This is a genomic window from Methermicoccus shengliensis DSM 18856 (genome assembly GCF_000711905.1).
Taxonomy (GTDB): domain Archaea; phylum Halobacteriota; class Methanosarcinia; order DSM-18856; family Methermicoccaceae; genus Methermicoccus; species Methermicoccus shengliensis.
Map to the genome: position 1 here is coordinate 25622 of NZ_JONQ01000012.1, position 21361 is coordinate 46982.

Consider the following 21361-nt stretch of genomic DNA (forward strand, 5'->3'; position numbering starts at 1 on the left):
AAAATGGCAGAGGAAGGCGAAAGGAGGGAGAGACCCCCAGAGGGGCTCACGAAGGAGGAGCTTCGGGAGTGGGCGAGGAGGAAGGCAGCCGAGAGAAAGGCTGCCAAGGCAAAGGCTGAGGCCGGTGCACCAAAAGAGGAAGAAAAGCCACAAAAGCCAGCATACACCAACCCCCTTGCAGACAGGCTCAGACAGGTGCTCTCTGATGTGCTCTCGGATATATCCGTTGACCATCCCACGAGGGTGAGCGCACGCGTTGAGCCAGAGAATGTACGGCACGCTCTCTCCGTGCTCAAGGCTGAGCTTGGACTCGAGCAGCTCATCGATGTGGCCTGTGTCGATGCCCTGAAGCTTCCGGGCGCAGACCCAGATACGATGTGGGTGGTGTACCATCTCGGCTTTTACGATGACCCCACCGTGCTTGCTCTCAAGGCTGTGATTTCGAGGCGGAACCCGCGGATACAGTCGGTGGTGGACATATTCTGGAATGCCAACTGGTACGAGCGGGAGATATGGGAGATGTTTGGCGTCCACTTCGAGGGCCACCCCGACCTGAGGCCTCTGTTCCTCACTGCAGAGCTCGCTCGGGAGCATCCATGGCGCAAGGACTATCCGGGCTATCCCAACCCATACAACACACAGAGGTGATGGCAATGGCAGGGCAGCTCGAGGATTCCGAGATGATTGTGCACATAGGACCTCAGCACCCCTCACTTCCAGGGCCCTTCATGCTCGACCTCAAGCTGAAGGGGGAGGTGGTGCAGGATGCATACCTCAACATGGGATACATCCACAAGGGCATAGAGAAGCTACTCGAAAACCGCACGTATCTTCAGTGCATACCCATCACCGACAGGATGTGCTATCTGTCCTCCCTGTCCAACAACGAGGTGTTCTGCTCCTGCGTGGAGCGCCTGCTCGGTGTGGAGCCGCCAGAGAGGGCACAGTACATCAGGGTGCTCGTGCAGGAGCTCTCCCGTATCCAGAGCCACCTGATTGGAATGGGTGAGTTCGCTGAGTTCATAGGTTTCATGAGCATGTTCATGTTTCTCGTCAGGGAGAGGGAGTCCATAATTACACTCATAGAGATGATCACGGGTGCGAGGCTCACCCACACGTATGGAAGGTTCGGTGGCGTGAGGCACGACCTTCCCGATGGGTTCGTGGACAGGGCACGAAAGCTGCTACCAGCGTTCGAGAAGAAGATGCGCGAGAATGTGGACACGCTGGAGAGCGACGAGGTGTACTTAGAGCGCACGGAGGGCGTTGGAAAGGTGAGCCCTGAGGTGGCAAAGCAGGTGGGCGTGACGGGCCCAGTGCTCAGGGCAAGCGGCATCGAGTATGACATCAGGCGCGTAGAGCCGACGCTCGTGTACCCAGACCTCGACTTCAAGGTCATCACAGACAAGAGGGGCGACGTGTTTGCCAGAGTGCACTGCAGGTTTGAGGAAATCTTCGAGAGCTTGCACATAATAGACCAGTGCCTCGACCAGATGCCCGCAGGCGAGGTGAGGGCCAAGCTTCCCAAGACCATCAAGCCAGAGGGTGAGGCCTATTGCCGGGTGGAGGACCCAAGGGGCGAGATGGCGATGTACGTGGTGGGCGATGGCTCGCCAAAGCCCTATCGCGTGAAGGTCAGGGACCCCTCATACGCCAACCTTCAGGCACTGCCCCCAGTACTCAGAGGTGTGTATGTGGCCGACGTGGTGGCAATTGCTGGCAGCATGGACACGTGCATCAGCGGGGTGGACAGGTGAGGTGATACCATGTCGTTGCTCGCAAGCTATCCGTTCATCAAGCCGCTTGTGATTGGGCTCGTGGGAGCAGCCGTGCTCACTGGGCTTCTATATCTTGGCGGTATGTTCGTGGTGTGGCTGGAGCGTAAGTTCACCGCGGACATGCAGAGCCGCTTTGGTCCAAATAGAGTGGGCAAGTACGGGCTGCTGCAGCTCATTGCCGATGCCCTCAAGCTGCTCACAAAGGAGGACATAGTTCCAAGAAGTGCTGACCAGCTGCTGTATCTCGGCGCTCCGATAGTGGCGGTATCCTCTGCCCTGCTCATGGCTGCGGGGATGCCATATGGCTACATACGGCTTCCCGACTGGAGCATACTGGGGGTGTCGCTCCAAGGCACGCACCTTCTGGCTGTGAGCAACCTCGATGTGGGCTTGCTGTATGTGGAGGCTGTGTCTGCAGTGTCTGTGGTGGGTATATTCATGGCTGGATGGGCGTCCCCCAACAAGTATGCCCTCATCAGTGCCTTCAGGAATGTGGCGAGGATGATAGGCTATGAGGTGCCGCTTGCCATGAGTGTGGTGGGGGTTGCGGTGATGGCGCACTCCCTCAACTTCGTGGACGTGGTGAACATGCAGAGCTCGCTGTATGAGCTGTTTCCAGTGCATCCATTACTTCGATACATCCCTGCATGGTTCATAATTCTTCAGCCCATTGGGTTTGTGGTCTTTGGTGTCTCGATGCTTGCAGAGCTGGGAAGCAAGCCCTTTGACCAGATTGAGGCTGAGGAGGAGATCGTGGCAGGATGGGGCGTGGAGTACAGTGGCATGCGTTGGGCTCTGATATATTTCTCGGAGTATTTCCATCTGATTTTGGGCTCGCTGTTCATGGTGCTGCTGTTCTTCGGGGGCTGGACGCTTCCATTTGACTACCCCATTTCCCTCTCGCCGCTGGTGCTGCTCGCCAAGGTCATACTCGTGATAATGGGGGTGCTGGTGGTCAGGTGGTCGCTTCCGAGGTTCCGAATAGACCAGGTGCAGACCCTCGGATGGAAGCTGCTGCTGCCCCTCTCCCTCATCAATCTGGCATGGGCTGGTGCCCTGGGGATGGTGCTGTAGGAGGAGTAGAAATGGTGCTCAAGAATCTCAAGCTGCTGCTGAAGGGGCTAAAGGAGGAGGAGGTCACCCGCGTATATCCCGATATAGCTCCGCCGGTCGAGGAGCGATGGAGGGGACTACAACAGCTCGACCCACTGAAGTGCATAGGATGTGGAAGCTGTGTGAGGGCGTGTCCCAACTATGCGATAGAGCTGGTGGAGCTGAGATATCCGTACAAGAACCCCAAGAACAAGAAGGGGTATCCCAAGATAGACCTTGGCGTGTGCCTGTTCTGTGGGCTGTGTGAGGAGGTGTGCCCCGTGAATGCCCTGAGGATGGGCACTAAGTGCGATCTGGCAGAATGGACGCGTGAGGACCTCATCTATCCCCCAGAAAGGCTCATCCCAGGGGACTTCGAGGAGACCCACAGGGAAGAGATAGAGCAGCTCAGGCAGAAGATGGAGGAGAAGAGAGCGCAGAAGGCCGAGGAGCAGCCAAAAGAGGTGCAGCCCAAAGAGCCCCCAGAGGAGCAGGCAGCCAAGAAGAGGGCTGCCAAGCAGAGGAGGGAAGAGAAATGATAGACCCCTATGCCTACCTCTCCCTCGACCTGTTGGTGTTTGCCATAGTGGCCCTCGCAATAGTGCTGTGCTCTCTGCTGGTGGTATTCGCCAGAAGCATCGTGCACAGCGCCCTCTCGCTCATTGGTGCGCTGTTCGGGGTGGCAGTGCTGTACGTGCTGCTCTATGCTCCGTTCGTTGGCCTCGTGCAGGCGCTGATATACATTGGTGGCGTGGGCACTCTCATACTGTTTGTAGTGATGCTCACGAGAAGGAGGGAGAGCGGTGCGTAAGATAACATGGGAGCACGTGAAGCTGGCGGTGTTCTGGCTGCTCAACCTGTGTGTGGCGCTGATATTCCTGCTGGCTATGGCAGTGGGAATAGGGGTCAACAGGCAATGGTATGTACCGGTGATGCAGCCAGCATACACGGACACGGCGTTCGAAAGCGGCATCGTGCACATTGGCAGAGAGCTCTTCACCACGTACGTGGTGCCGTTCGAGGTGCTCTCTCTGCTCCTGCTCTCTGCGCTGGTGGGGGCGATATACCTTGCCAAGAGAGATGTCGGGGGTGATTTGCAGTGATACCCATCGTGCTCGTGCTGCTGCTCTCAGCAGTGGTGTTCGCCATCGGTCTGTTTGGATTGTTAATACAGAAAAGTGGCATCAGGATGCTGATGTGCATAGAGCTCATGCTCAACTCAGCCAATATCAACCTGGTGGCATTCTCTGGGATGCATGGCAACGTGCAGGGCCAGGTGCTCGCGCTGCTTGCCATTGCCGTTGCAGCTGCCGAGACCGTGATAGGGCTTGCAATACTGCTCGTGATATTCCGGCACAGGGGTGAAATCAATACGGACAGGTTAAACGTTCTGAGGTGGTAAGATGCAGGAATCTACGCTCATGCTCTTTGCGGTGCTCGTGCCCCTGCTCCCCGTATTCGGGTTTGTGCTCACGCTGTTTGCTGGCAGAAAGCTTCCCCATGATGGGGCACTGATACCCATTGTTGCGATTGCTGGCTCCACCGTGCTCTCGGTGGTGTTGCTGGTTGCCATATACCCCACTGGGATGGCGTTGCACTACTCGTGGCACTGGTTCTCGTTTGTGAACATAGGCGTGCTCGTCGACCCCCTTTCGGTGGCGATGATATGCATGGTCTCCTTCGTGTCCCTGCTCATCCACATCTATGCAGTGGGCTACATGAAGGGCGACCCGGGTGGGGCGAGATACTTTGCCGAGACCTCACTGTTCACCGCTGGCATGCTCGGCGTGGCGCTCGCAGACAACCTGTTCCTGTTCTTTTTGTGCTGGGAGCTCGTGGGACTGTGCTCCTACTTACTCATAGGTTTCTGGTACAGAAAACCCTCTGCAGCCTCTGCTGCCAAGAAGGCGTTTTTGGTCACGAGAGTGGGGGACATGCTCTTTCTGGCGGGCATATTCGTGCTGTATGCCAACATGGTGAACGTGGCTCCACAGAGCCCGTATCCCCTCGCGCTCACCGAGGTGTTCAGGTATGTTTCGGCCATCCCGCCAGACCAGCTCACCCTGATTGCACTGCTGTTCTTTGGTGGTGCGGTGGGTAAGAGCGGTCAGTTCCCCTTGCACATATGGCTGCCGGATGCGATGGAGGGTCCCACTACGGTGTCTGCCCTCATACACGCAGCCACAATGGTGACCGCTGGTGTGTATCTCGTTGCCCGCACCTTCCCCTTGTTCATTGCCGCCCCCCACGCCCTCACGGTGGTCGCCTACGTCGGGGCATTTACCGCATTCTTTGCGGCCACGATGGGTCTGGTGATGAACGACATCAAGCGGGTGCTCGCCTACTCCACCATCAGCCAGCTGGGATACATGATGCTCGCACTGGGTGCGGGTGCCGTCGTCGGGGTGGTGGCCGTGGGCATCGCCCTGTTCCATCTGATTTCGCACGCCTTCTTCAAGGCGCTGCTGTTTCTGTGTGCTGGAAGTGTGATTCACAGCACTGGCACCAATGACCTGCGGCTCATGGGAGGCCTGTACTCTAAGATGAAAATAACAGCGATAACGATGCTCATAGGGGCTGCGGCGCTCGCGGGTATCCCGCTCTTCAGTGGCTTTTACTCAAAGGATGCCATCATAGAGGCTTCGCTCGAGTATGGGCTCGTCTCCTATCACTTCCTGCCATATCTGCTGGGCATCATCACGGTGCTGCTCACTGGCATCTACATCTTCAGGCTGTGGTTCATGGCGTTTACTGGCACGTGCAGGCTCCCAGAGGAGCAGGCTGCCCACGTGCACGAGTCTCCTGCAGTGATGACGGTGCCCCTCGCCATTCTGGCGCTGTTTGCCCTGCTGTTTGGAGGGGTGGTGAACTCGTGGCTTGCCCACAATGCCTTCGTGGACTATGTGAGCAGCACCTTTGGCACCAACGTACTCTCCCTCGACATCGGGAGCCTTGCGGCAATTGGGGGGCACGTGCTGGTGCACGAGCGTGCGGTGAGCACTGCAGTTGCGCTGCTGCCGGCTGCCCTCGCCCTCCTCGGGCTGTTCATCGCATGGCTCATCTATGGAAAGAGGGTAGTGGCACCAGAGAGCATCATCTCACATCGCAACAGCCTGTATAGGCTGCTCATCAACCGCTACTATCAGGGCGTGGTGTGCGACATAATATCCATGGACGTCATCTTTGGGCTCGCTCGGCTCGCTCGCTGGCTCGAAGGGACTCTCATAAACGGCTCCATATGGCTAATCACGGTGCTGGGCTTCTTCTTTGGAGAGCTGCTGCGCCGTGTGCAGAGTGGCGTGGTGAGGAACTATGCCGCCGTGGTGGCACTGGGCACTGGGCTTCTGATCCTTGGGCTTGAGCTTTGGAGGTGGCTCTGATGTACGTGGCATCGGCGATCATGGTATGCTTTGCAGGCGCCCTCGTATCGTATATGGCGAAGGGACATGCAAGGGCGGTGGCTCTCATCTTCAGCCTCGTGCCCCTTGCGCTGTTCGGATACATGTATGCCCTTGTTGGTACGGCATACACAGAGGCACATCCATGGATAACTCCGCTCGGAATCCAGCTCAGCTTTGCCATCGATGGGCTGTCCATGGCTCTGGTGCTGCTCACAGCGATACTGTTTCCGCTCACGATTGTGTATGCATGGAACCATGACCAGAGACCGGGGCTGTTCTTCTCTCTGCTGCTTCTGCTGGAGGCAGCCCTGATAGGGGTGTTCACTGCCACCGACTTCATAGTGTTCTACATCTGCTGGGAGCTCACCCTCATTCCGCTGTACTTTGTGGTGGGGCTGTTCGGTGGCGAGCGCAGGGAGCATGCCGCCATCAAGTTCTTCATATACACGCACGTGGGGAGCCTCGTGATGCTGCTTGCCATCTTTGCCCTGTACTTTGCCAGCGGGCTCTCCACGTTTGACATGCATTCTCTCATGGGTGCGTATGCCCAGCTTCCACCAGCCCTGCGGGACCTCATATTCGCAGGGCTGCTCGTGGGCTTCATCGTGAAGCTTCCCGCCGTGCCTTTCCATGGCTGGCTTCCAGATGCATACGGGGAGGCTCCGACTGCGGGCACGGTGCTCATCGCTGGGCTGCTCTCCAAGATGGGGGCTTATGGACTCCTTCGGATATCGCTGCCCATGCTGGGTGTGACCCACTCCGTGGGGCTGTTCACAACGCTGCTCGCCGTGCTCGGCGTGGGCGGCATCGTGTATGCCTCGCTGGTCGCCCTTGCCCAGAGGGACCTCAAGCAGATGGTGGCATACTCCTCTGTGTCCCACATGGGCTTTGTGCTGCTCGCCGTGGCCTCCCTCTCGGCGGTCTCGGTATCTGGGGCGATGTTCATGCTGTTCTCCCATGGGCTCATCATCGCACTGCTGTTCATGGCAGTGGGTGTGGTGCACGAGAGGGCTGGCACGAGGCTCATACCAGAGCTTGGTGGCATTACCCACAGGATGCCGGTGCTGGCGTTCCTCGTGATGGGCGGCTTCTTGGCATCGCTGGGTCTGCCCGGCATGAGTGGGTTTGTTGCCGAGTTCCTGACCCTCACGGGGGCATATCCCAGCCTTCCCACGTTTGTTCTGGCAGCCCTCTTTGGGATGATCATCACCGCCTCGTACTACATCTGGGCGATGCAGCGAGCGTTCTTTGGACCATACAACGAGAGGCTGGGTGAGGTCATGGACGTTGGAGCCACTCAGGCAGTGCCCATGGCGGTGCTGCTTGGACTGGTGGTGCTGCTCGGGCTTTACCCAGCCCCCTTGCTTGGCATGCTTGAGAAGGTTGCGACCAGCCTCGTGATGGGGGTGCTGCTATGAACTACATGCTACTGTCACCAGAGATTGTGCTGATGCTCGCCGCACTTGTGGTGCTGCTTCTCGGTGTCACACGAATCGAGCAGAGGGTGCTGGGCTGGCTCTCGCTCGTCGCTCTCGCAGCAGCCACCGCCCTCACGCTCTCGCTCGCTGGAGCGGGCGGTACGCTGCTGTTTGGAGCCCTCACTGTGGATGCATTCTCGCAATTCTTCAAGCTGGTGTTTCTGCTGGTTGCCATGCTGGTGGTAATCGCCTCCCTGTCCTACTATGGAAAGAGCCGCCATCAGCACGAGTACTACTGCCTGCTGCTGCTCGCCACGGTGGGCATGATGTTCGTGGCGTCTTCCAGCGACCTTGCCACGCTGTTCGTGGGCTTTGAGCTTGCGAGCATCTCCACCTATGCACTGGCGGCGTTCGACCGTGAGGACATGCGCAGCGTGGAGGCGGGCTTCAAGTACTTCATCATCGGTGCCCTCTCCTCCGCTCTGATGCTGATGGGCATCTCTTTCGTGTATGGATTGACGGGCACGACCAACCTTCAGCAGATAGCCCACATCGTGGGCGAAGGCATTTCTGGCTCGATGACCCTTGCTCTCGTGCTGCTCAGCGCTGGTTTTGGGTTCAAGATGGCCCTCGTGCCCTTCCACATGTGGGCTCCAGACACCTATCAGGGCGCTCCGAGTGTGGTGTCCTCCCTGCTGGCGGCTGGCTCCAAGAAGATGGGCTTTGCCGCTGCCTTCAAGGTGTTCGTGCTCGCACTGCTTGCCATAAGGGCTGAGTGGTACGTGCTGTTTGCAGTGTTCGCAGTGCTCACCATGACGTATGGCAACCTCGTGGCCCTGAGCCAGAGAAGTCTCAAGCGCATGCTCGCTTACTCGTCGATTGCGCAGGCGGGCTACATCGCCATCGGATTTGTGGTGATAGCGTCCATCACCGACGTGGCTTCCCCAGAGGGGCTCTCGGTCGCAACGTTCGCCCTTGGCAGCAGCCTGTTCTACATACTCTCGCATGCGTTCATGAAGGGTGGGGCATTCCTTGCAGTGGGAGCGGTGGCGTACATGGTGCAAAGGGACAAGAGCCCCCTGCTCGACGAGGACGACATAGAGCACTTTGCGGGCCTTTCCAAGAGCTCACCGCTCATGGCGCTGTGCATCAGCGTGCTGATGTTTGCCCTTGCGGGAATACCGCTAACAGCGGGCTTTATGAGCAAGCTGCTGGTGTTCAGCTCGGCAATCAATGCGGGACTCGCATGGCTTGCCATCGTCGCCATTCTGAACAGCGCTCTCTCCCTTTGGTACTATGCGAGGGTGGTGAAGGTGATGTACTGGAGAGAGCCCCAGATGGAGCTTGGCAGCGTCCCCATGGGCTTTGTGGTGGCGGTAGTGCTGGCAACACTGGGCACGGTGGTGCTCGGTGTGTATCCTGCGCCGTTCATCGAGCTTGCGATGCATGCTGCCGAGGCGCTGATGTGAGGTGGTAGAATGGCAGACTGCGATTTGTGTGGAAGAAGCGAGCCCACCCTCGTGCCCGTGAGGGTGCGTGTGCCGAGGTACAGGGACTCCTATCCAGAGGGCATGTGGAGGGGGCTGTGCAAGAGCTGTCTGGAGTGCGCCCACGAGGCGTTCAGGAGCAAGGAAAAGAAGGTCGTGCAGGGAAGATGCGCCCTCTCGCTCGTCCATGGCGATGTGGTCGAGTTCGATGTGCGCATCCCCTCCTTTACACACGGCGTGAGAATGGAGGTCCGCCATCTCACACCAAAGGTGCTCGAAAGCTGTAGCATCACATACGAGCGGGACCAGAGAGGGGAGCTTCCACCATACGAGTGAGCGATGGCGAGGACGGGCATCGAGCGTGCACTGGAGGGGCTGGCAGGCCATCGAGCATATCGAATCGGGTGCTCTCAAAGACGCTCGAGCAGCTCTTTGGAACTGGTGCTGCAGGACCCTACTGTTGTGCAGTGAGGATGACGTTGACGTGTTGGGCGCCCTCTGCAGCGCCCTCTGCAGCGCCCTCTGCAAGTACTGCGTAGCCAAACAGGGATGAACACTCACGAATCCTCTTACTCAGCTCGACTTTGCTTGGCCTGCCTTTGCAGCTTCTCTTCCATCTCCTTCTGTTCGGTGATGTCCTCCACGATGCATATCCCGCCAACTACCTTGCCATCCACCTTGAGGGGTGCAAACCACTTATGATAGTATCTCGTTATGCCACCCGCGGTAATTGTGCATGGGCCACGGTACTCGCACATATTGCCATTGAGGCATTTTCTGTACCAGCTCTCCATCCTTTCGTCTATGGAGTCCCTGAACACGTTTCGGTTCATCAGCTCCTCGGGGGTGCACAGAAGCTGCTTTAAGAAGACCTCGTTAAAGCTTGTGACGTTACCTTCCTTATCGAAGGTGATGATGCCAAGGGGTGCGTTCTGCACTATGCTTTCGTTGAACTGTTTGAGATAGGCTATCTTTTCCTCTGCCCTCCTGTGCTCAGTGACATCGCTCGCCACACCCACTGCCTCGACTACCTTTCCTTTGCTCATTATGGGGGTGATGTAGAGATGCAGATACTTTGTGTTGTTGTTCTCATCTATGAACCTGTACTCTTCGTCCACTCTTCTGCCATTGGATAGTCTCACGAACATGGCCTTCATGGTGTCCACATCATCTTCGTGCACGAAATTGGTGATGTTTTTCCCTATCACTTCGTTGGGGTGCTTGCCAAGATACTCGTATATCATCGGATTTACATAGGTGAAGTTGCCACTCGGGTCTGTGGAAAACACGAGGTTGGGGATGGTCTCAACGAGAGTTTTGTACTTCTCCTGAGCCCGTCTGAACTCCTCGATTATCCTCTCAACACGACGGATGGCTCTCTCTTGCATCCTTTGAGTGGTCTGTATGAGGTGGTGCATCTCGGCTGATACGGAGTCTATGTCCTCAATCTCTGGCGCACGTTCCACAAGCCCCATCGCCGCTTCTTCTATTACATCGGAGACGGAAATCCCCCTTTCCTTTGCGATTTTCTTGAGCATCTCATAGACTGGGGTCCTTATGGTTGTGCTCGAATAACCATTTACTGGCATGGTAGAGCGAATGAATCTCTCATGACTATAAAAACATACGTGTCCTATTTTTGAGTCCAGTGGTAAGCCAAACGTCCTACGGTAAGATAAAAAATTTTATGGTAAAATTGACCATAAACTATTTATACTGAATTGTTAACATATGATTGTAAACAAACCCACGGGGATAGCTGTATGAAAGAACTCTACGATAAGATGGCGACAGAGGCTGTGAGTGCCCAGAACGCCGTCATAAGGACCATAAATGCGAAGAGGGGAGCCACGTTCAAAGTGACGGACGCCAAGCCATACGTGGACGCCGTGAACCAGATGAAGCCCATGGGAGAGCAGTCCAAGGAGGTATTCGACCTCCACATAGAGTCTGTGAACGCCCACTATGATATCCTCACGGGGCTCACAGACACCGTGAGACCGGAGGATGACCCATTCGTGGAGCACTACCAGACGCCGCCCATCATGGAAATACTCTACGATGAGGACCCATCCTTCAGGAGGTCTGTGGAGGTGTTCATAGACGCCATAGGCAAGTCAGAGGCTCTCATAGGCAAGGAGTCCATCAGAAGATACGGCGGTTTCTATGGACCCACGTGCGTCGTGGACTTTGCCTTCTCTCCTGGGAGCACGAGTAATGTGGTGAACAGGATTCTTCAGACCATCGACATCCCACTCGAGCACAAGCGAGCCATTCTTTCTTCGAAGTCATGGGGCATGAACACCTCCTATGGCATAGGTGCGAAGTTCCAGATGGCAATCGAGGATGGCAAGACAGTGTCGGAGGCAATCGAGGAGGAGGTGAACATGCTCAAGATGGTGTACGACACACCGTGCGAGGCACAGGCTCTCCTCATGGACGAGGCTGGACACACCTCCTTCGATGTCAGAGAGTACATGAGCAAGTACAAGAGGAAGATGGAGAAGAGCGTCAAGGCGGCGATGGATGCCGGGGTGTTCTATGGCAATATCGTCACCGTTCCCGCATACTGTGTGGGCGATGTGGCACACCACATTTCCCAGTCCATGTTCAACATGGTAAAGGACGATGTGGTCATGGAGATACTAAACGCAGTGTCTGGCGTGCTGGAAAGCACGCTGAACGGAGCCAAGGGCAAGTTCAAGAACGAGTACTCTGTGCTCACCGTTGCCACTGGTGCGACAGCAGCAGCCACCACGAAGATTCTCTGGATGGATGGCTTCACCACCATGATGGTGCTCGACCTGCTCGTGAAGAGGTTCCACAACCTCGTGCTCACCAATCCAAAGAGAGGTGCGGCAGCCGAGCTGCACAACGTGGATTTCATGGACATGATAGAGAGGGGAGAGCGCATCATCGACCATCCGCCGAGGGGGGCTGGATGCAAGGTGCAGGGCATACCGATTGACCTGACCCCCGTCGAGCAGAACGAGGTGCTGAACAACCCGCAGTGGTACACCTATCCAGCATGTGCCATCACTGTGAGGTTCTCTGCGCTCATGAGGCTTGCAGACTTCCCCTGTCTGCTCACGAGCGAGCCGGTCACAGCCACGCTGATGACCAACATCATCGCTCTGCACAAGACTGAGCCTCATTCCCCAGCGAGGGTGTGCAAGTTCTGTGCAGCCAACTACTTCGACTACAAGTGCGATTACTGCAACTGGTCGGAGGCGGTGTGATACCCTGGTGTCCTGGTGTGTCTGGTCTCAGACGCACCTTTCACACATTTTTTCTGTGAGGTGAGGAAATGGCAGAGATAAGTCTTCTTAAGCGCTCTGTTGCCGAGCTTGTTGGCACCTATGTGCTCGTGTTCTTGGGCACTGGGGCCGTAGTGACCACTGTGCTACTCATGAGGGGATGGACACCCTATGCTGGCAACAGCTTCAACATAGGAATAAACATCTCGGCTTGGTTTGCGATAGGCATGGCATTTGCCATCGCTGTGGCGGCCATGATATACACCTTTGGGCACATCTCTGGAACACACATCAACCCAGCGGTGACCATCGCCCTCTGGGCAACCAAGCGCTTTCCCACAAGGGACATGGCGTGGTATATCGTGGCGCAGCTCATAGGTGCAACCCTCGCATCGCTCACCATTGTGGGCATACTCGGCTCTCGTGCGGTTGATACAGGTCTTGGTGCGACCGCAATGTTCGCAGGGGTAAGCTATGGTCAGGCGATTTTGTGCGAGGCGGTGGTCACATTCTTCCTGATGCTCGCCATCATGGGCACTGCAGTGGATAAGAGAGCCCCAGCGGGCTTTGCTGGACTAATCATAGGGCTCGTGGTGGCTGCAGACATTACAGTCGTGGGCAACATCACTGGCTCGTCGCTCAACCCTGCCCGTACGTTTGGACCCTATCTCGTTGACTTTCTGTTTGGAGGTGCAAACCTCTGGTGGCAGTTCCCCATCTACCTCATAGGTCCGATAGTGGGGGCACTCGTGGCAGCCTTCCTCTACGACTACATAGCAGACCTAAGGAAGGTGGATTGAGAGCATATCTCTTTCCCCTCTTTTTTAATACCGCAAGAAGACCACCCAATTCCTTGCGGGCTGGAAGCCTCTAAGGGGAGGAAAGCCCGCTTTTTCCGAAACATTTTTATTTTCAGCCATGTAAGCACCCCTTAAGAGGGTTGCTCTGACCCAGCCCGATGACACCAACCGAAGGCAATGACCCTGCTGTGAGGCAGATGCGAGCCGGCTCCCCCACGGCTCCCCTATGGGGAACCCTCGCCCTTCAGGGCGGGGAGGAGGTCAGCCTTTATACTCACTTCCCACCACCTCTCTTATCAGGCGGGCGGTCTTCTTTCCGATGAGGGGTACCTGTTGAAGCTCTTTCTCAGATGCGTTGAGCACTGCCTGAATGCTGCCAAAGTGCTTAAGGAGGTTGCGGGCAGCCTTCTGCCCCACGCCGGGAATGGAGGAGAGTACGTACTCCTGCTGCTCGGGCAGGGTCCTCGCGCTCTTCTTGCCACGAATGATGGGCTTTTCTCCCCTCTCTGATTGCTCCCTTCTTGCGAGGATGGCAATGAGCTCTGCTGTCTCCCGCTCATCCCTCGTGAACAGGAGGGGTATTGAAAAGTCCACTGCTATGGAGGCAAGCAGCCCCCTTATGGCATTGGGGTGCACCCTTCGCGCCGTGTACACGTCCTCACCCTCCACCACCAGCAGGGGGCGGTCATAGGAGCGTGAGAGGTCTGAGAGCTGTAGGAAGAGGTCCCTCTCTCCATCGATGAACGAGCTCAGCAGGTCAGGTGTGGTCTTTCTCTCTATCGCCACCCGCTCGCTGACCACGTAGTCCCCGACCTCCATGGTGTCCACTCTGATATCCATCCCCAGCTCCTCGAGCACCTTTACCACCTGGGATCTCAGCTCTCTGGAGTCCACGTACACTATTGGTGTGCTCCCACTTGGTGTGCTCCCGCCAAACTCGCTCAGCGCTCTCTGGGGCCTTGGGGGCCTTGCTTCGTTGTCCTTTTCCCCCATCTCATTCTGGGCTACGTGCTCCAAGCCCCTCATCTGCTGGCTCATCTGCCTCTCCTTTCTCACGCTCGACCAATAGGCTCCCACATCCCTCGTTCCCTTTGCGATGAGCACGACCACCCTTCCCACCCTTGCCCTTCCAGTCCTGCCCTTTCGCTGGATGGAGCGTATCTCAGAGGGTACGGGCTCATAGAACACCACAAGGTCGGTGGATGGTATGTCCAGCCCCTCCTCGGCGACCGAGGTCGCCACCAGCACGTTGAACTCTCCAGCCTTGAACCGCTCGATGATGTCTATCTGCTCTTTCTGGGATAGCCCCCTGTCGTCCTGCCTGCTCGTCTGCCCCACGAACCTCGTGGCTCGTACCCCCTCGATGGCGGATAGCGCCTCGGCGACCACCACTGAGCTGTCCCTGTAGTTGGTGAACACGATTATACGGGAATCTGGATTTCTTGAAAGTTCCTCCTTTACGATGTCGCACACTTTTTTCAGCTTGGGATGCTCCACCTTCACGCCTTCCAGCAGAAAAAGCGCCCTCTTGAAGTGCACATCCTCAATGAGCCGTCGTGCAGCCTTGCTGGCTTTTGAGGAGAAAGCCTCTCTCCTGAGTCGCTCGGCATACTTTCTGAATGCCGACATTCCCTGCGACTCCACGAGCTCCACCCCATGGCTGAGCTTGAGCATCTCCGCTACAAGCGATACCGCTCTGTACACCCACGGCTCTGGGGAAAACCTCAGCTTTACCATCAGCTTTTTTTGAACGTCGAGCAGCTGTTTTCTGGTGGGCCTTCGACTCACCTCAACTCCCAGCTTTCCCAGCTCACTTAGCCTGTCCTCCATCACCTTTTCGAGCTCATTGCGAAGCTGCATCATCTCCTTTGGCACGGGCACCTCTATCCATTCGATGTCCTTTCGATGCACGTATCTTCTCACGTCTGGGTCATGCTCGCTCTTGGTGTACACGGCCCCCACCCCCAGTCCCTCACACACTTCCTTCACCCTCTCCTCGTTCGCTCCAGGAGAGGCGGTGATTCCGAGCACGAGGGGATGCTCCGCCTGCTCGTGGTATTTCTTTGCGATGTAGGTGTATGCATAGCTGCCCACTGCCCTGTGCGCCTCGTCGAACACGACGAGCACCACATCCTCGAGTCCGAGGCGCTTTGCCACGAGGTCGTTCTCAATCACCTGCGGTGTGGATACGATCACTCTCGCATCTCTCCAGAGCTCTGCCCTCTTGGAGGGTGGCACATCGCCAGTGAGCATCACGACCTCATCGTCCAGCGTGAGCACCCTCTTGAGGAAGGATGTGTGCTGGCTCACAAGGGGCTTGGTGGGCGAGAGCATGAGCACCTTACCCTCTTGAAACTGTGTGAGTCTTGCCACCATCGCGAGCACAGCCACCACAGTCTTTCCAAGCCCCGTGGGAAGCACCACGAGGCTCGAGCCCTCGAGGGCACGGCTTGCCAGCTCCATCTGATAGCTGCGATAGGCAAGGCTGTTCTCCTTTAGCATTGGGTGGGTGAAATACTCTGGCTCGCGCGACATCACCCAACGTGTATACTGATTGATATTTATCCTTACGTGAGGACACACCACCTCTCGAGAGAGCAAGGCTCACCTCAAACAGATGGATAACCTTCTGTTGTTAACATCGTTAATTTTAATTATCAGGGGGTATGAGTTGGAAGGGGTGGTTTGATGGACATATCACTAGATGTGGGGGAGTATGCGAGGTTCATTGGGAGGTTCTCGCTTGGAAGGGATAGCGGAATGGGCTCTCTTCACTTTGTCAGGCTCAAGGTTCCAGCCGGTATACTGAGTGCAGATAGGCTCAGAGGGGTGGCTGAACTCTCGCGGGAGTTTGGAAGGGGCTATGCCGAGATTACCGACAGGCAGGACATACAGCTCCACTGGATAGAGGCAGACGACGCCCTGAAGCTTTTTTCGAGGATGGACGAGCTGGGATTTACCACAGATATGTGTGGGCAGGCATTTTCTGGTGCTGGCCATGGAGATGTGAGGAACGTAGTGGTCTGCCCACTATCTGGGAAGGTGGGTAGAGGTGTCCACAATCATGCAATTGAGCTCACACGCTTCTTCTCTGGCAATCGGGAGTTTTTGGATATGCCAAAGAAGTTCAAGATGGCATTCACGGCGTGCGGCACTGACTGCGTGAGGGTAGAGATAAATGACCTGTCGTTTGTGGGCGTGAACCATGAGGGGGAGGAGGGATATGCCCTCATGGTCGGTGGTGGGGCTGGAAAGACTGAGCCTGGCCCCCGCATCGCAGAGCCCATGGGGGTGTTTGTGCCAGAGGATAAGGTGTTTGACGTTGCACTTAGCCTTGTTAGGCTGCATCGGGACAGAGGATGCAGGGAGAGCAAGTCCAAGGCGAGGTTCAAGTATCTCGTGGACACATGGGGGCTGTCGAGGATAAGGACTCATCTCGAGAGTGAGGTGGGCCCCCTCGAGGAGATTGCCGAGATGCCAGCGCTCTCCTCCAATGTGCACGAGGGGGAGGGCATTCAGGACGATGGAAGACACTACCTCACCCTGCCACTGCCCGGAGGGGTTACATCGGCTGAGCAGCTTGAGACCATTGCCGCCCTATCAGAGCAGTATGGCAGTGGTGAACTCAGGCTGACACCCTCTCAGAACATCACTTTCGTGGATGTGGATGAGCCAGATGCCCTAAGAGGGGCTTTATGGGCCAGAGGGCTGTGGAAAGACGTTACCCCCTCATACTACACCTCGATTGGATGTGCGAGCGACTTTTGTGGTAAGACGAGGGAGGTCCATGCCAAGGAACTAATGAGACGGGTGGTGGGGTTGCTGGAGAGAGAGGGTGTGCACACGAGAGTGTTCGTGAGTGGATGCCAGAACGGCTGCTGCGCCCACCAGCTCGCCCCCATAGGCTTTATGGGACGGGGCTCCACGTATGACCTTTTCGTAGGCGGGCGTTTGGGTATGGGCAGAATGGGAAGGCGAGTGGCCACAGGGCTCACCCCAGCCCAGTGCGTGGATGCCGTGCGTGAGCTCGTGGAGCAGTACAGAGAAGGGGGGTACGATGGCTTTGAGGATATGCTGGAGCACATTGCACGCACAGTCGAAGTAGAGAAAGGTGATTAGATGGAGTTGAAGTTGAGGATGGTAGAGGATGGCCGCTTTGAGCTGGACGTCAGGGACAGCGTGTGCCCATTTCCCCAGCTCTTTACTGAGATGGCGTTGGGCAAGGTGGGCAAGGGTACGCTGGTGGTAATCACGAACAACCCTCCTTCTGCGAGGGATATACCCATGGTGCTTCGGGAGAGAGGGTATCGTGTGGAAGTGGAAAAAGAAGGGGGTATATTCAGAATAGTGGTGAGGATTGATGGACATCATTGACACCGATGTGGCAATCATAGGCGGTGGGACAGCGGGATGCATGGCAGCTCTCGAACTCAGGAGGGCAAATCCTCACCTTCACATCACAGTGCTCGAAAGGTCCAGCCTTAAGAGGGGAGGCTGCCTTGCCCCGGGTGTGAATGCAATATACACATACCTCCACGAGGGCGAGAGACCAGAGGATTTTGTGGAGTGGGTGAGGTTTCAGGGAATGGGGCTTGTTCGCGATGACCTCGCTCTCACCATGATTGAGCACACCCCGTATGCGGTCTCCATTCTTGAGGAATACGGGCTGTACATGGAGAGAGAAAATGGGAAGCCTGCAAGGCAGGGAAGGTGGGGTGTGCGGGTACGTGGGGAATACATAAAGCCCACACTCGCCAAGATGGCGATGGAGCATGCAGATACGATACTCGAGGGGGTGTATGCCCTCGATGTACATGTGGAGGATGCCGTGTGTGGGGTGTACGCCCTTGATGTGAGTACAGCAGAGCCATACTTTGTGAGGGCAAAGAGCGTGCTGGTGGCCACCGGAGGGGCGAGTGGGCTGTATAGACCTTACTCAGTATCGTGGTATCCGCCAGGCAATGTGGGAAGTGGATATTCCCTTGGAATTAGGGCGGGTGCCGAGATGACGTCTCTGGAGGTCCGTTTCATTCCACTGCGCCTGAAGGATGTGAACGCTCCCATTGGCATTACTGCAGTGGGCTTCAAGGCTCCCCTCATAAATGCCAGAGGAGAGCAGTTCATGAAGACGAGATATGCCAATGTGGGGGGTGAGAGTGCCCCAATTTCCCTCAGGCTGTATGCACCCACGAGAGAGGTGATGGAGGGGAGGTTTCCAGTGTGCATAGACACGAGGGGCCTCACGAGAGAGCAGGCTGAGAAGCTGAAACTGCTTTACCTTAACGGATGGCCCTTGTTTGCGCTGTTCCTTGCGGCACGCGGCATAGACATCACCACAGAACCCCTCGAGGTGCAGGGCACTGAGCCCTATATCACTGGAAGCCACACCATCGCTGGGTACTGGATAGATACCGACAGGAGAACCACTCTCAGAGGCCTGTATGCAGCGGGCGATGCAGCTGGCGGTGTCCCGCTCAGTCACGTGGGCGGAGCGCTTGCAGAAGGTGTGATTGCAGCGCGTGCAATCGCTGAGCAGACCCATGGGGCGCCTTCCCCAGAGATGGGGGTGGTGGAGGAAACGTTTGAGCAGTATCTCCGCCCTCTTGAGCACGATGGAGTATCGCCCCTCAGCGTAGAGAGGCAGCTTCAGCACACCATGGACTACAATGCAGGAGGCATGAGCAGGTTCTACTACTCCACTGAGCAGAGCCTGAAACGAGCCCTCAGGGACATCCAGGGCCTTAAGAGCGAGAGGATGGGTGCCTCATCTCCAAAGGAGCTTCTCTGGTGCCATGAGGTAAGGGACAGGCTGTGGCTCGCCGAGGCAGTGGTCAGGCACATGTTATATCGAAGAGAGACCAGGATGCAGGGATTTCAGATGAGGGCTGATTATCCAGAAATAAGCAGTGATGTGAGGTTTGTGAACTCCGTGTGGAGGAGAGGCTTTGAGCTGTTCACGAGGTCAGGGGGGATGGCGTGATGCCACTCAGAGTCGAGAGGGACGTGTGCACTCGTTGTGGGAAGTGTGCCATGGTGTGCCCCTCCAACGTCATCGTGGTGGAGGATTACCCAGAGGTGATGGAGGTGGGTAGGTGCTGGCACTGCCTTGCGTGCGTCAAGGAGTGCCCCACCCATGCCCTCTCTCTCACCCTTCCAGAGCACATAGGCTCCCAGAGGTTTGAGATGAGGGCATGGCACGAGGGGAAGGATGTCGTGTTTCAGATACTCGAGAGCGGAAAGCCAATTGAGGAGTACAGGTTTCAGGTGGTGAGATGAAGGAGGTAGGACCCCATGGTGGAAGGCTGGTCGAGAGGCTGTCCCCGCCTTCCGTGCTCTCAGAGCTGGCGGGGGTTCCGAGGCTCTCGATATCGAGGGATGCCGCCCTCGATATGGAGAACATAGGGACTGGTGTGTACAGCCCACTCGATGGCTTCATGTGCTCAGAGGAGTTCATATCCGTGGTCAGAAGTGGCAGACTTCCAGATGGGGTCCCCTGGACGATACCCATTGTGCTGGATGTGGATGAGGAGCAGCTCAGAAAGCAGGATGTGAGGGAGGCGGACACAGCTTTACTTGAGCACCAGGGCGTGCCCGTGGGTCTCCTCGAGGTCGAGGAGATATATAGGTATGACCGCAAGGAGTATGCCCAGAGGGTCTTTTGTACCATGGACCACTGCCATCCGGGCGTATGCAAGGTGCTGAGTCTCAAGGATGTGCTCGTGGGCGGGAAGATATCGTTCATACAGACTGTGGATGCTCGGTTCCCGAAGTATGACCTCACACCCAGGGAGACTCGAGAGCACATAAGGAAGATGGGGTGGCAGCACGTCGTCGGATTTCAGACAAGAAATGCGCCTCATCTTGGCCACGAGTTTGTGCAAAAGAGCGCGCTGATGGTGCTCGACACACTCTATAATGGGAAAAGCGGCCTCTTTGTAAATCCCGTGATAGGCAGAAAGAAGGGAGGTGACTTCACGGATGAGGCGATTCTTGCGGGTTATGAGGCTCTGCTGTCTGCATACTACCCCAAACACAGGACGCTTCTTGGCATCTGGAAGACCGAGATGAGGTATGCTGGGCCAAGGGAGGCAGTGTTCCACGCCATTGTGAGAAAGAACTTTGGGTGCACCCACTTCATCGTGGGAAGGGACCATGCGGGGGTGGGGGATTACTACAAGCCCTATGAGGCGCAGGAAGTCTTTAAGCAGTACCCAGACCTTGGAATAGTGCCCCTGTTCTTCAAGGCGATGTTTTACTGCAAGAGGTGTGGGGGCGTGGTGAGTGAGGACATATGCCCCCATGATGAGCAGGCACACATAAAGTTCAGCGGCACGAGCATCAGGCAGCAGCTCACGAGGGGCATTGTGCCCCATGAGATGCTTCGGGAGGAGGTGGCAAGAGCCCTCTTGGGGATAGAAAACCCGTTTGTAGAGGTGGATGAACGTGGGGAAAAACCATGTGAGTATAGAGTTTGACCTCGAGCTTGACCTTGGAGGTGCAGCGTGTCCAGTTCCCACGCTCAAAACCAAAGTCGCCCTTCTACAGATGGGCAGGGGCGAGGTGCTGAGAGTGAGGGTGACCAATCCCCGTTCTGCTGAGACCATACCACGCGAGCTTAAGGAGGAGGGCGAGCTCGTGGGGTGGTATGCAGAAGAGGGCTCGTATTACATCTATCTGAGAAGAAGGTGAGCATATGGTAGGAATAATCGTACACAGTGGAGAGTGGGACAAGATTTACCACGCAATGAGCATAGCAGCACTCAACGTGGCCATGGGTGAGGATGTGGTGATGTTTTTTTCCTACTGGGCGCTTGAGAGGCTGAGACATCCCGATGATGTGGAGTGCGGAGATGCCCATAAGAACGAGCTCATAAGGAGAGCGCTTTTGGAGGGTGAGATAAAGCCCCTCGAGTATATGGCTGCCCTTGGAAGGGAGCTTAGCGAGGTCATGGATACCCGCTCTGGCAGCTTTGAGGTGATGGCATGTTCGGGGAGTATGCAGATTCTGGGAATATCGGAGGATGAGCTTCCGGAGTGGGTGAGCTCGGTTAGTGAGCTATCCGCTTTCTTTGCAAAGGCAAAGCCGCCCGTGATATTCGTCTGATATAAGATTAGTAATAATCCTCAT

At 56.4% G+C, this 21361-nt stretch carries 23 protein-coding genes; 21 read left to right on the forward strand and 2 right to left on the reverse strand.

All coding sequences use genetic code 11. The annotated features are described in order from the left end of the window. Nucleotides 1–3 precede the first annotated feature (3 nt). From BP07_RS04850 to BP07_RS04905, 12 genes are read left to right on the forward strand one after another with little or no spacing between them, the layout of a single operon-like run. Nucleotides 4–648, forward strand: coding sequence for an NADH-quinone oxidoreductase subunit C (locus BP07_RS04850; RefSeq protein ID WP_052353259.1), 645 nt, complete (start codon nucleotides 4–6; stop codon nucleotides 646–648). Continuing rightward, nucleotides 648–1757, forward strand: a complete 1110-nt coding sequence (locus BP07_RS04855; RefSeq protein WP_338045900.1) for an NADH-quinone oxidoreductase subunit D-related protein — start codon at nucleotides 648–650, stop codon at nucleotides 1755–1757. The genes BP07_RS04850 and BP07_RS04855 overlap by 1 nt, the downstream gene beginning before the upstream one ends. A gap of 9 nt (nucleotides 1758–1766) precedes the next feature. Beyond that, a complete protein-coding gene (gene fpoH, locus BP07_RS04860; protein WP_042686464.1) occupies nucleotides 1767–2852 on the forward strand; it encodes a F420H2 dehydrogenase subunit FpoH in 1086 nt (361 codons plus the stop codon). Between the two features lie 11 nt (nucleotides 2853–2863). After that, complete coding sequence (locus BP07_RS04865) at nucleotides 2864–3409, forward strand: 4Fe-4S binding protein (RefSeq protein WP_042686466.1); 546 nt, start codon at nucleotides 2864–2866, stop codon at nucleotides 3407–3409. Next, the gene (locus tag BP07_RS09135; protein ID WP_042686468.1) at nucleotides 3406–3681 is read left to right on the forward strand and encodes an NADH-quinone oxidoreductase subunit J; all 276 of its coding nucleotides are present in this window, start codon (nucleotides 3406–3408) and stop codon (nucleotides 3679–3681) included. The genes BP07_RS04865 and BP07_RS09135 overlap by 4 nt, the downstream gene beginning before the upstream one ends. After that, nucleotides 3674–3973: an NADH-quinone oxidoreductase subunit J gene (locus BP07_RS09140; RefSeq protein ID WP_052353260.1), complete on the forward strand. Its 300-nt coding sequence runs from the start codon at nucleotides 3674–3676 to the stop codon at nucleotides 3971–3973. The genes BP07_RS09135 and BP07_RS09140 overlap by 8 nt, the downstream gene beginning before the upstream one ends. Continuing rightward, nucleotides 3970–4272 (forward strand): NADH-quinone oxidoreductase subunit NuoK, encoded by a 303-nt coding sequence (nuoK, locus tag BP07_RS04880; RefSeq protein WP_042686470.1) that lies wholly within the window; start codon nucleotides 3970–3972, stop codon nucleotides 4270–4272. The genes BP07_RS09140 and nuoK overlap by 4 nt, the downstream gene beginning before the upstream one ends. A 1-nt stretch (nucleotide 4273) precedes the next feature. Then, on the forward strand, nucleotides 4274–6250 hold the full coding sequence (nuoL, locus tag BP07_RS04885) for an NADH-quinone oxidoreductase subunit L (protein ID WP_042686472.1): 1977 nt from the start codon (nucleotides 4274–4276) through the stop codon (nucleotides 6248–6250). Then, a complete protein-coding gene (locus tag BP07_RS04890) occupies nucleotides 6250–7689 on the forward strand; it encodes a complex I subunit 4 family protein (protein ID WP_245597053.1) in 1440 nt (479 codons plus the stop codon). The genes nuoL and BP07_RS04890 overlap by 1 nt, the downstream gene beginning before the upstream one ends. Then, a complete protein-coding gene (locus tag BP07_RS04895) occupies nucleotides 7686–9158 on the forward strand; it encodes an NADH-quinone oxidoreductase subunit N (RefSeq protein WP_042686474.1) in 1473 nt (490 codons plus the stop codon). Before BP07_RS04890 ends, BP07_RS04895 begins: the two co-directional genes overlap by 4 nt. A gap of 9 nt (nucleotides 9159–9167) precedes the next feature. Then, nucleotides 9168–9512 (forward strand): F420H2 dehydrogenase subunit FpoO, encoded by a 345-nt coding sequence (fpoO, locus tag BP07_RS04900; protein WP_042686475.1) that lies wholly within the window; start codon nucleotides 9168–9170, stop codon nucleotides 9510–9512. Then, nucleotides 9509–9715, forward strand: coding sequence for a hypothetical protein (locus BP07_RS04905; RefSeq protein ID WP_042686477.1), 207 nt, complete (start codon nucleotides 9509–9511; stop codon nucleotides 9713–9715). The genes fpoO and BP07_RS04905 overlap by 4 nt, the downstream gene beginning before the upstream one ends. 30 nt (nucleotides 9716–9745) lie before the next feature. Here BP07_RS04905 and BP07_RS04910 read toward each other — a convergent pair whose 3' ends face one another. Next, nucleotides 9746–10765: a PAS domain-containing protein gene (locus tag BP07_RS04910; protein WP_084174117.1), complete on the reverse strand. Its 1020-nt coding sequence runs from the start codon at nucleotides 10763–10765 to the stop codon at nucleotides 9746–9748. 174 nt (nucleotides 10766–10939) lie between these two features. Here BP07_RS04910 and BP07_RS04915 point away from each other — a divergent pair, with 174 nt between their 5' ends. After that, the gene (locus tag BP07_RS04915; protein ID WP_042686480.1) at nucleotides 10940–12415 is read left to right on the forward strand and encodes a DUF2193 domain-containing protein; all 1476 of its coding nucleotides are present in this window, start codon (nucleotides 10940–10942) and stop codon (nucleotides 12413–12415) included. A 68-nt stretch (nucleotides 12416–12483) separates the two neighbouring features. After that, nucleotides 12484–13233, forward strand: a complete 750-nt coding sequence (locus BP07_RS04920) for an MIP/aquaporin family protein (protein WP_042686483.1) — start codon at nucleotides 12484–12486, stop codon at nucleotides 13231–13233. Between the two features lie 261 nt (nucleotides 13234–13494). Here BP07_RS04920 and BP07_RS04925 read toward each other — a convergent pair whose 3' ends face one another. After that, the gene (locus BP07_RS04925) at nucleotides 13495–15768 is read right to left on the reverse strand and encodes a DEAD/DEAH box helicase (protein WP_042686485.1); all 2274 of its coding nucleotides are present in this window, start codon (nucleotides 15766–15768) and stop codon (nucleotides 13495–13497) included. Between the two features lie 153 nt (nucleotides 15769–15921). Between BP07_RS04925 and BP07_RS04930 the strand changes: the two genes are divergently transcribed. The 7 genes from BP07_RS04930 to BP07_RS04960 are packed head-to-tail and all read left to right on the forward strand — an operon-like array spanning nucleotide 15922 to nucleotide 21337. Further along, nucleotides 15922–17352, forward strand: a complete 1431-nt coding sequence (locus BP07_RS04930; RefSeq protein WP_042686487.1) for a nitrite/sulfite reductase — start codon at nucleotides 15922–15924, stop codon at nucleotides 17350–17352. Beyond that, entirely contained in the window at nucleotides 17353–17607 is a 255-nt protein-coding gene (locus tag BP07_RS04935; protein WP_052353261.1) for a sulfurtransferase TusA family protein, read from the forward strand. Next, nucleotides 17594–19213 carry an FAD-binding protein gene (locus BP07_RS04940; protein ID WP_052353262.1) on the forward strand — a complete coding sequence of 540 codons (1620 nt, stop codon included), beginning with the start codon at nucleotides 17594–17596 and terminating at the stop codon, nucleotides 19211–19213. The genes BP07_RS04935 and BP07_RS04940 overlap by 14 nt, the downstream gene beginning before the upstream one ends. Then, nucleotides 19213–19509, forward strand: a complete 297-nt coding sequence (locus BP07_RS04945; protein ID WP_042686489.1) for a 4Fe-4S binding protein — start codon at nucleotides 19213–19215, stop codon at nucleotides 19507–19509. Before BP07_RS04940 ends, BP07_RS04945 begins: the two co-directional genes overlap by 1 nt. Continuing rightward, nucleotides 19506–20708, forward strand: a complete 1203-nt coding sequence (sat, locus tag BP07_RS04950; protein WP_052353263.1) for a sulfate adenylyltransferase — start codon at nucleotides 19506–19508, stop codon at nucleotides 20706–20708. Before BP07_RS04945 ends, sat begins: the two co-directional genes overlap by 4 nt. Further along, the gene (locus tag BP07_RS04955) at nucleotides 20692–20922 is read left to right on the forward strand and encodes a sulfurtransferase TusA family protein (protein ID WP_211247056.1); all 231 of its coding nucleotides are present in this window, start codon (nucleotides 20692–20694) and stop codon (nucleotides 20920–20922) included. Before sat ends, BP07_RS04955 begins: the two co-directional genes overlap by 17 nt. Before the next feature lie 4 nt (nucleotides 20923–20926). Continuing rightward, nucleotides 20927–21337: a DsrE/DsrF/DrsH-like family protein gene (locus tag BP07_RS04960; protein WP_042686492.1), complete on the forward strand. Its 411-nt coding sequence runs from the start codon at nucleotides 20927–20929 to the stop codon at nucleotides 21335–21337. Nucleotides 21338–21361 lie beyond the last annotated feature (24 nt).

What these genes read in the sequence shown, in the direction of transcription:
- fpoH (WP_042686464.1), top strand. Translation starts at nt 1,767, where the DNA reads ATGTCGTTGCTCGCAAGCTATCCGTTCATCAAGCCGCTTGTGATTGGG.
- BP07_RS04850 (WP_052353259.1), top strand. Translation starts at nt 4, where the DNA reads ATGGCAGAGGAAGGCGAAAGGAGGGAGAGACCCCCAGAGGGGCTCACG.
- BP07_RS04940 (WP_052353262.1), top strand. Translation starts at nt 17,594, where the DNA reads ATGGACATCATTGACACCGATGTGGCAATCATAGGCGGTGGGACAGCG.
- BP07_RS04855 (WP_338045900.1), top strand. Translation starts at nt 648, where the DNA reads ATGGCAATGGCAGGGCAGCTCGAGGATTCCGAGATGATTGTGCACATA.
- BP07_RS04895 (WP_042686474.1), top strand. Translation starts at nt 7,686, where the DNA reads ATGAACTACATGCTACTGTCACCAGAGATTGTGCTGATGCTCGCCGCA.
- BP07_RS04890 (WP_245597053.1), top strand. Translation starts at nt 6,250, where the DNA reads ATGTACGTGGCATCGGCGATCATGGTATGCTTTGCAGGCGCCCTCGTA.
- BP07_RS04945 (WP_042686489.1), top strand. Translation starts at nt 19,213, where the DNA reads ATGCCACTCAGAGTCGAGAGGGACGTGTGCACTCGTTGTGGGAAGTGT.
- BP07_RS04915 (WP_042686480.1), top strand. Translation starts at nt 10,940, where the DNA reads ATGAAAGAACTCTACGATAAGATGGCGACAGAGGCTGTGAGTGCCCAG.
- BP07_RS04930 (WP_042686487.1), top strand. Translation starts at nt 15,922, where the DNA reads ATGGACATATCACTAGATGTGGGGGAGTATGCGAGGTTCATTGGGAGG.
- BP07_RS04935 (WP_052353261.1), top strand. Translation starts at nt 17,353, where the DNA reads ATGGAGTTGAAGTTGAGGATGGTAGAGGATGGCCGCTTTGAGCTGGAC.
- nuoL (WP_042686472.1), top strand. Translation starts at nt 4,274, where the DNA reads ATGCAGGAATCTACGCTCATGCTCTTTGCGGTGCTCGTGCCCCTGCTC.
- BP07_RS04910 (WP_084174117.1), bottom strand. Translation starts at nt 10,765, where the DNA reads ATGCCAGTAAATGGTTATTCGAGCACAACCATAAGGACCCCAGTCTAT.
- sat (WP_052353263.1), top strand. Translation starts at nt 19,506, where the DNA reads ATGAAGGAGGTAGGACCCCATGGTGGAAGGCTGGTCGAGAGGCTGTCC.
- BP07_RS09135 (WP_042686468.1), top strand. Translation starts at nt 3,406, where the DNA reads ATGATAGACCCCTATGCCTACCTCTCCCTCGACCTGTTGGTGTTTGCC.
- fpoO (WP_042686475.1), top strand. Translation starts at nt 9,168, where the DNA reads ATGGCAGACTGCGATTTGTGTGGAAGAAGCGAGCCCACCCTCGTGCCC.
- BP07_RS04925 (WP_042686485.1), bottom strand. Translation starts at nt 15,768, where the DNA reads ATGTCGCGCGAGCCAGAGTATTTCACCCACCCAATGCTAAAGGAGAAC.
- BP07_RS04865 (WP_042686466.1), top strand. Translation starts at nt 2,864, where the DNA reads ATGGTGCTCAAGAATCTCAAGCTGCTGCTGAAGGGGCTAAAGGAGGAG.
- BP07_RS04960 (WP_042686492.1), top strand. Translation starts at nt 20,927, where the DNA reads ATGGTAGGAATAATCGTACACAGTGGAGAGTGGGACAAGATTTACCAC.
- BP07_RS04920 (WP_042686483.1), top strand. Translation starts at nt 12,484, where the DNA reads ATGGCAGAGATAAGTCTTCTTAAGCGCTCTGTTGCCGAGCTTGTTGGC.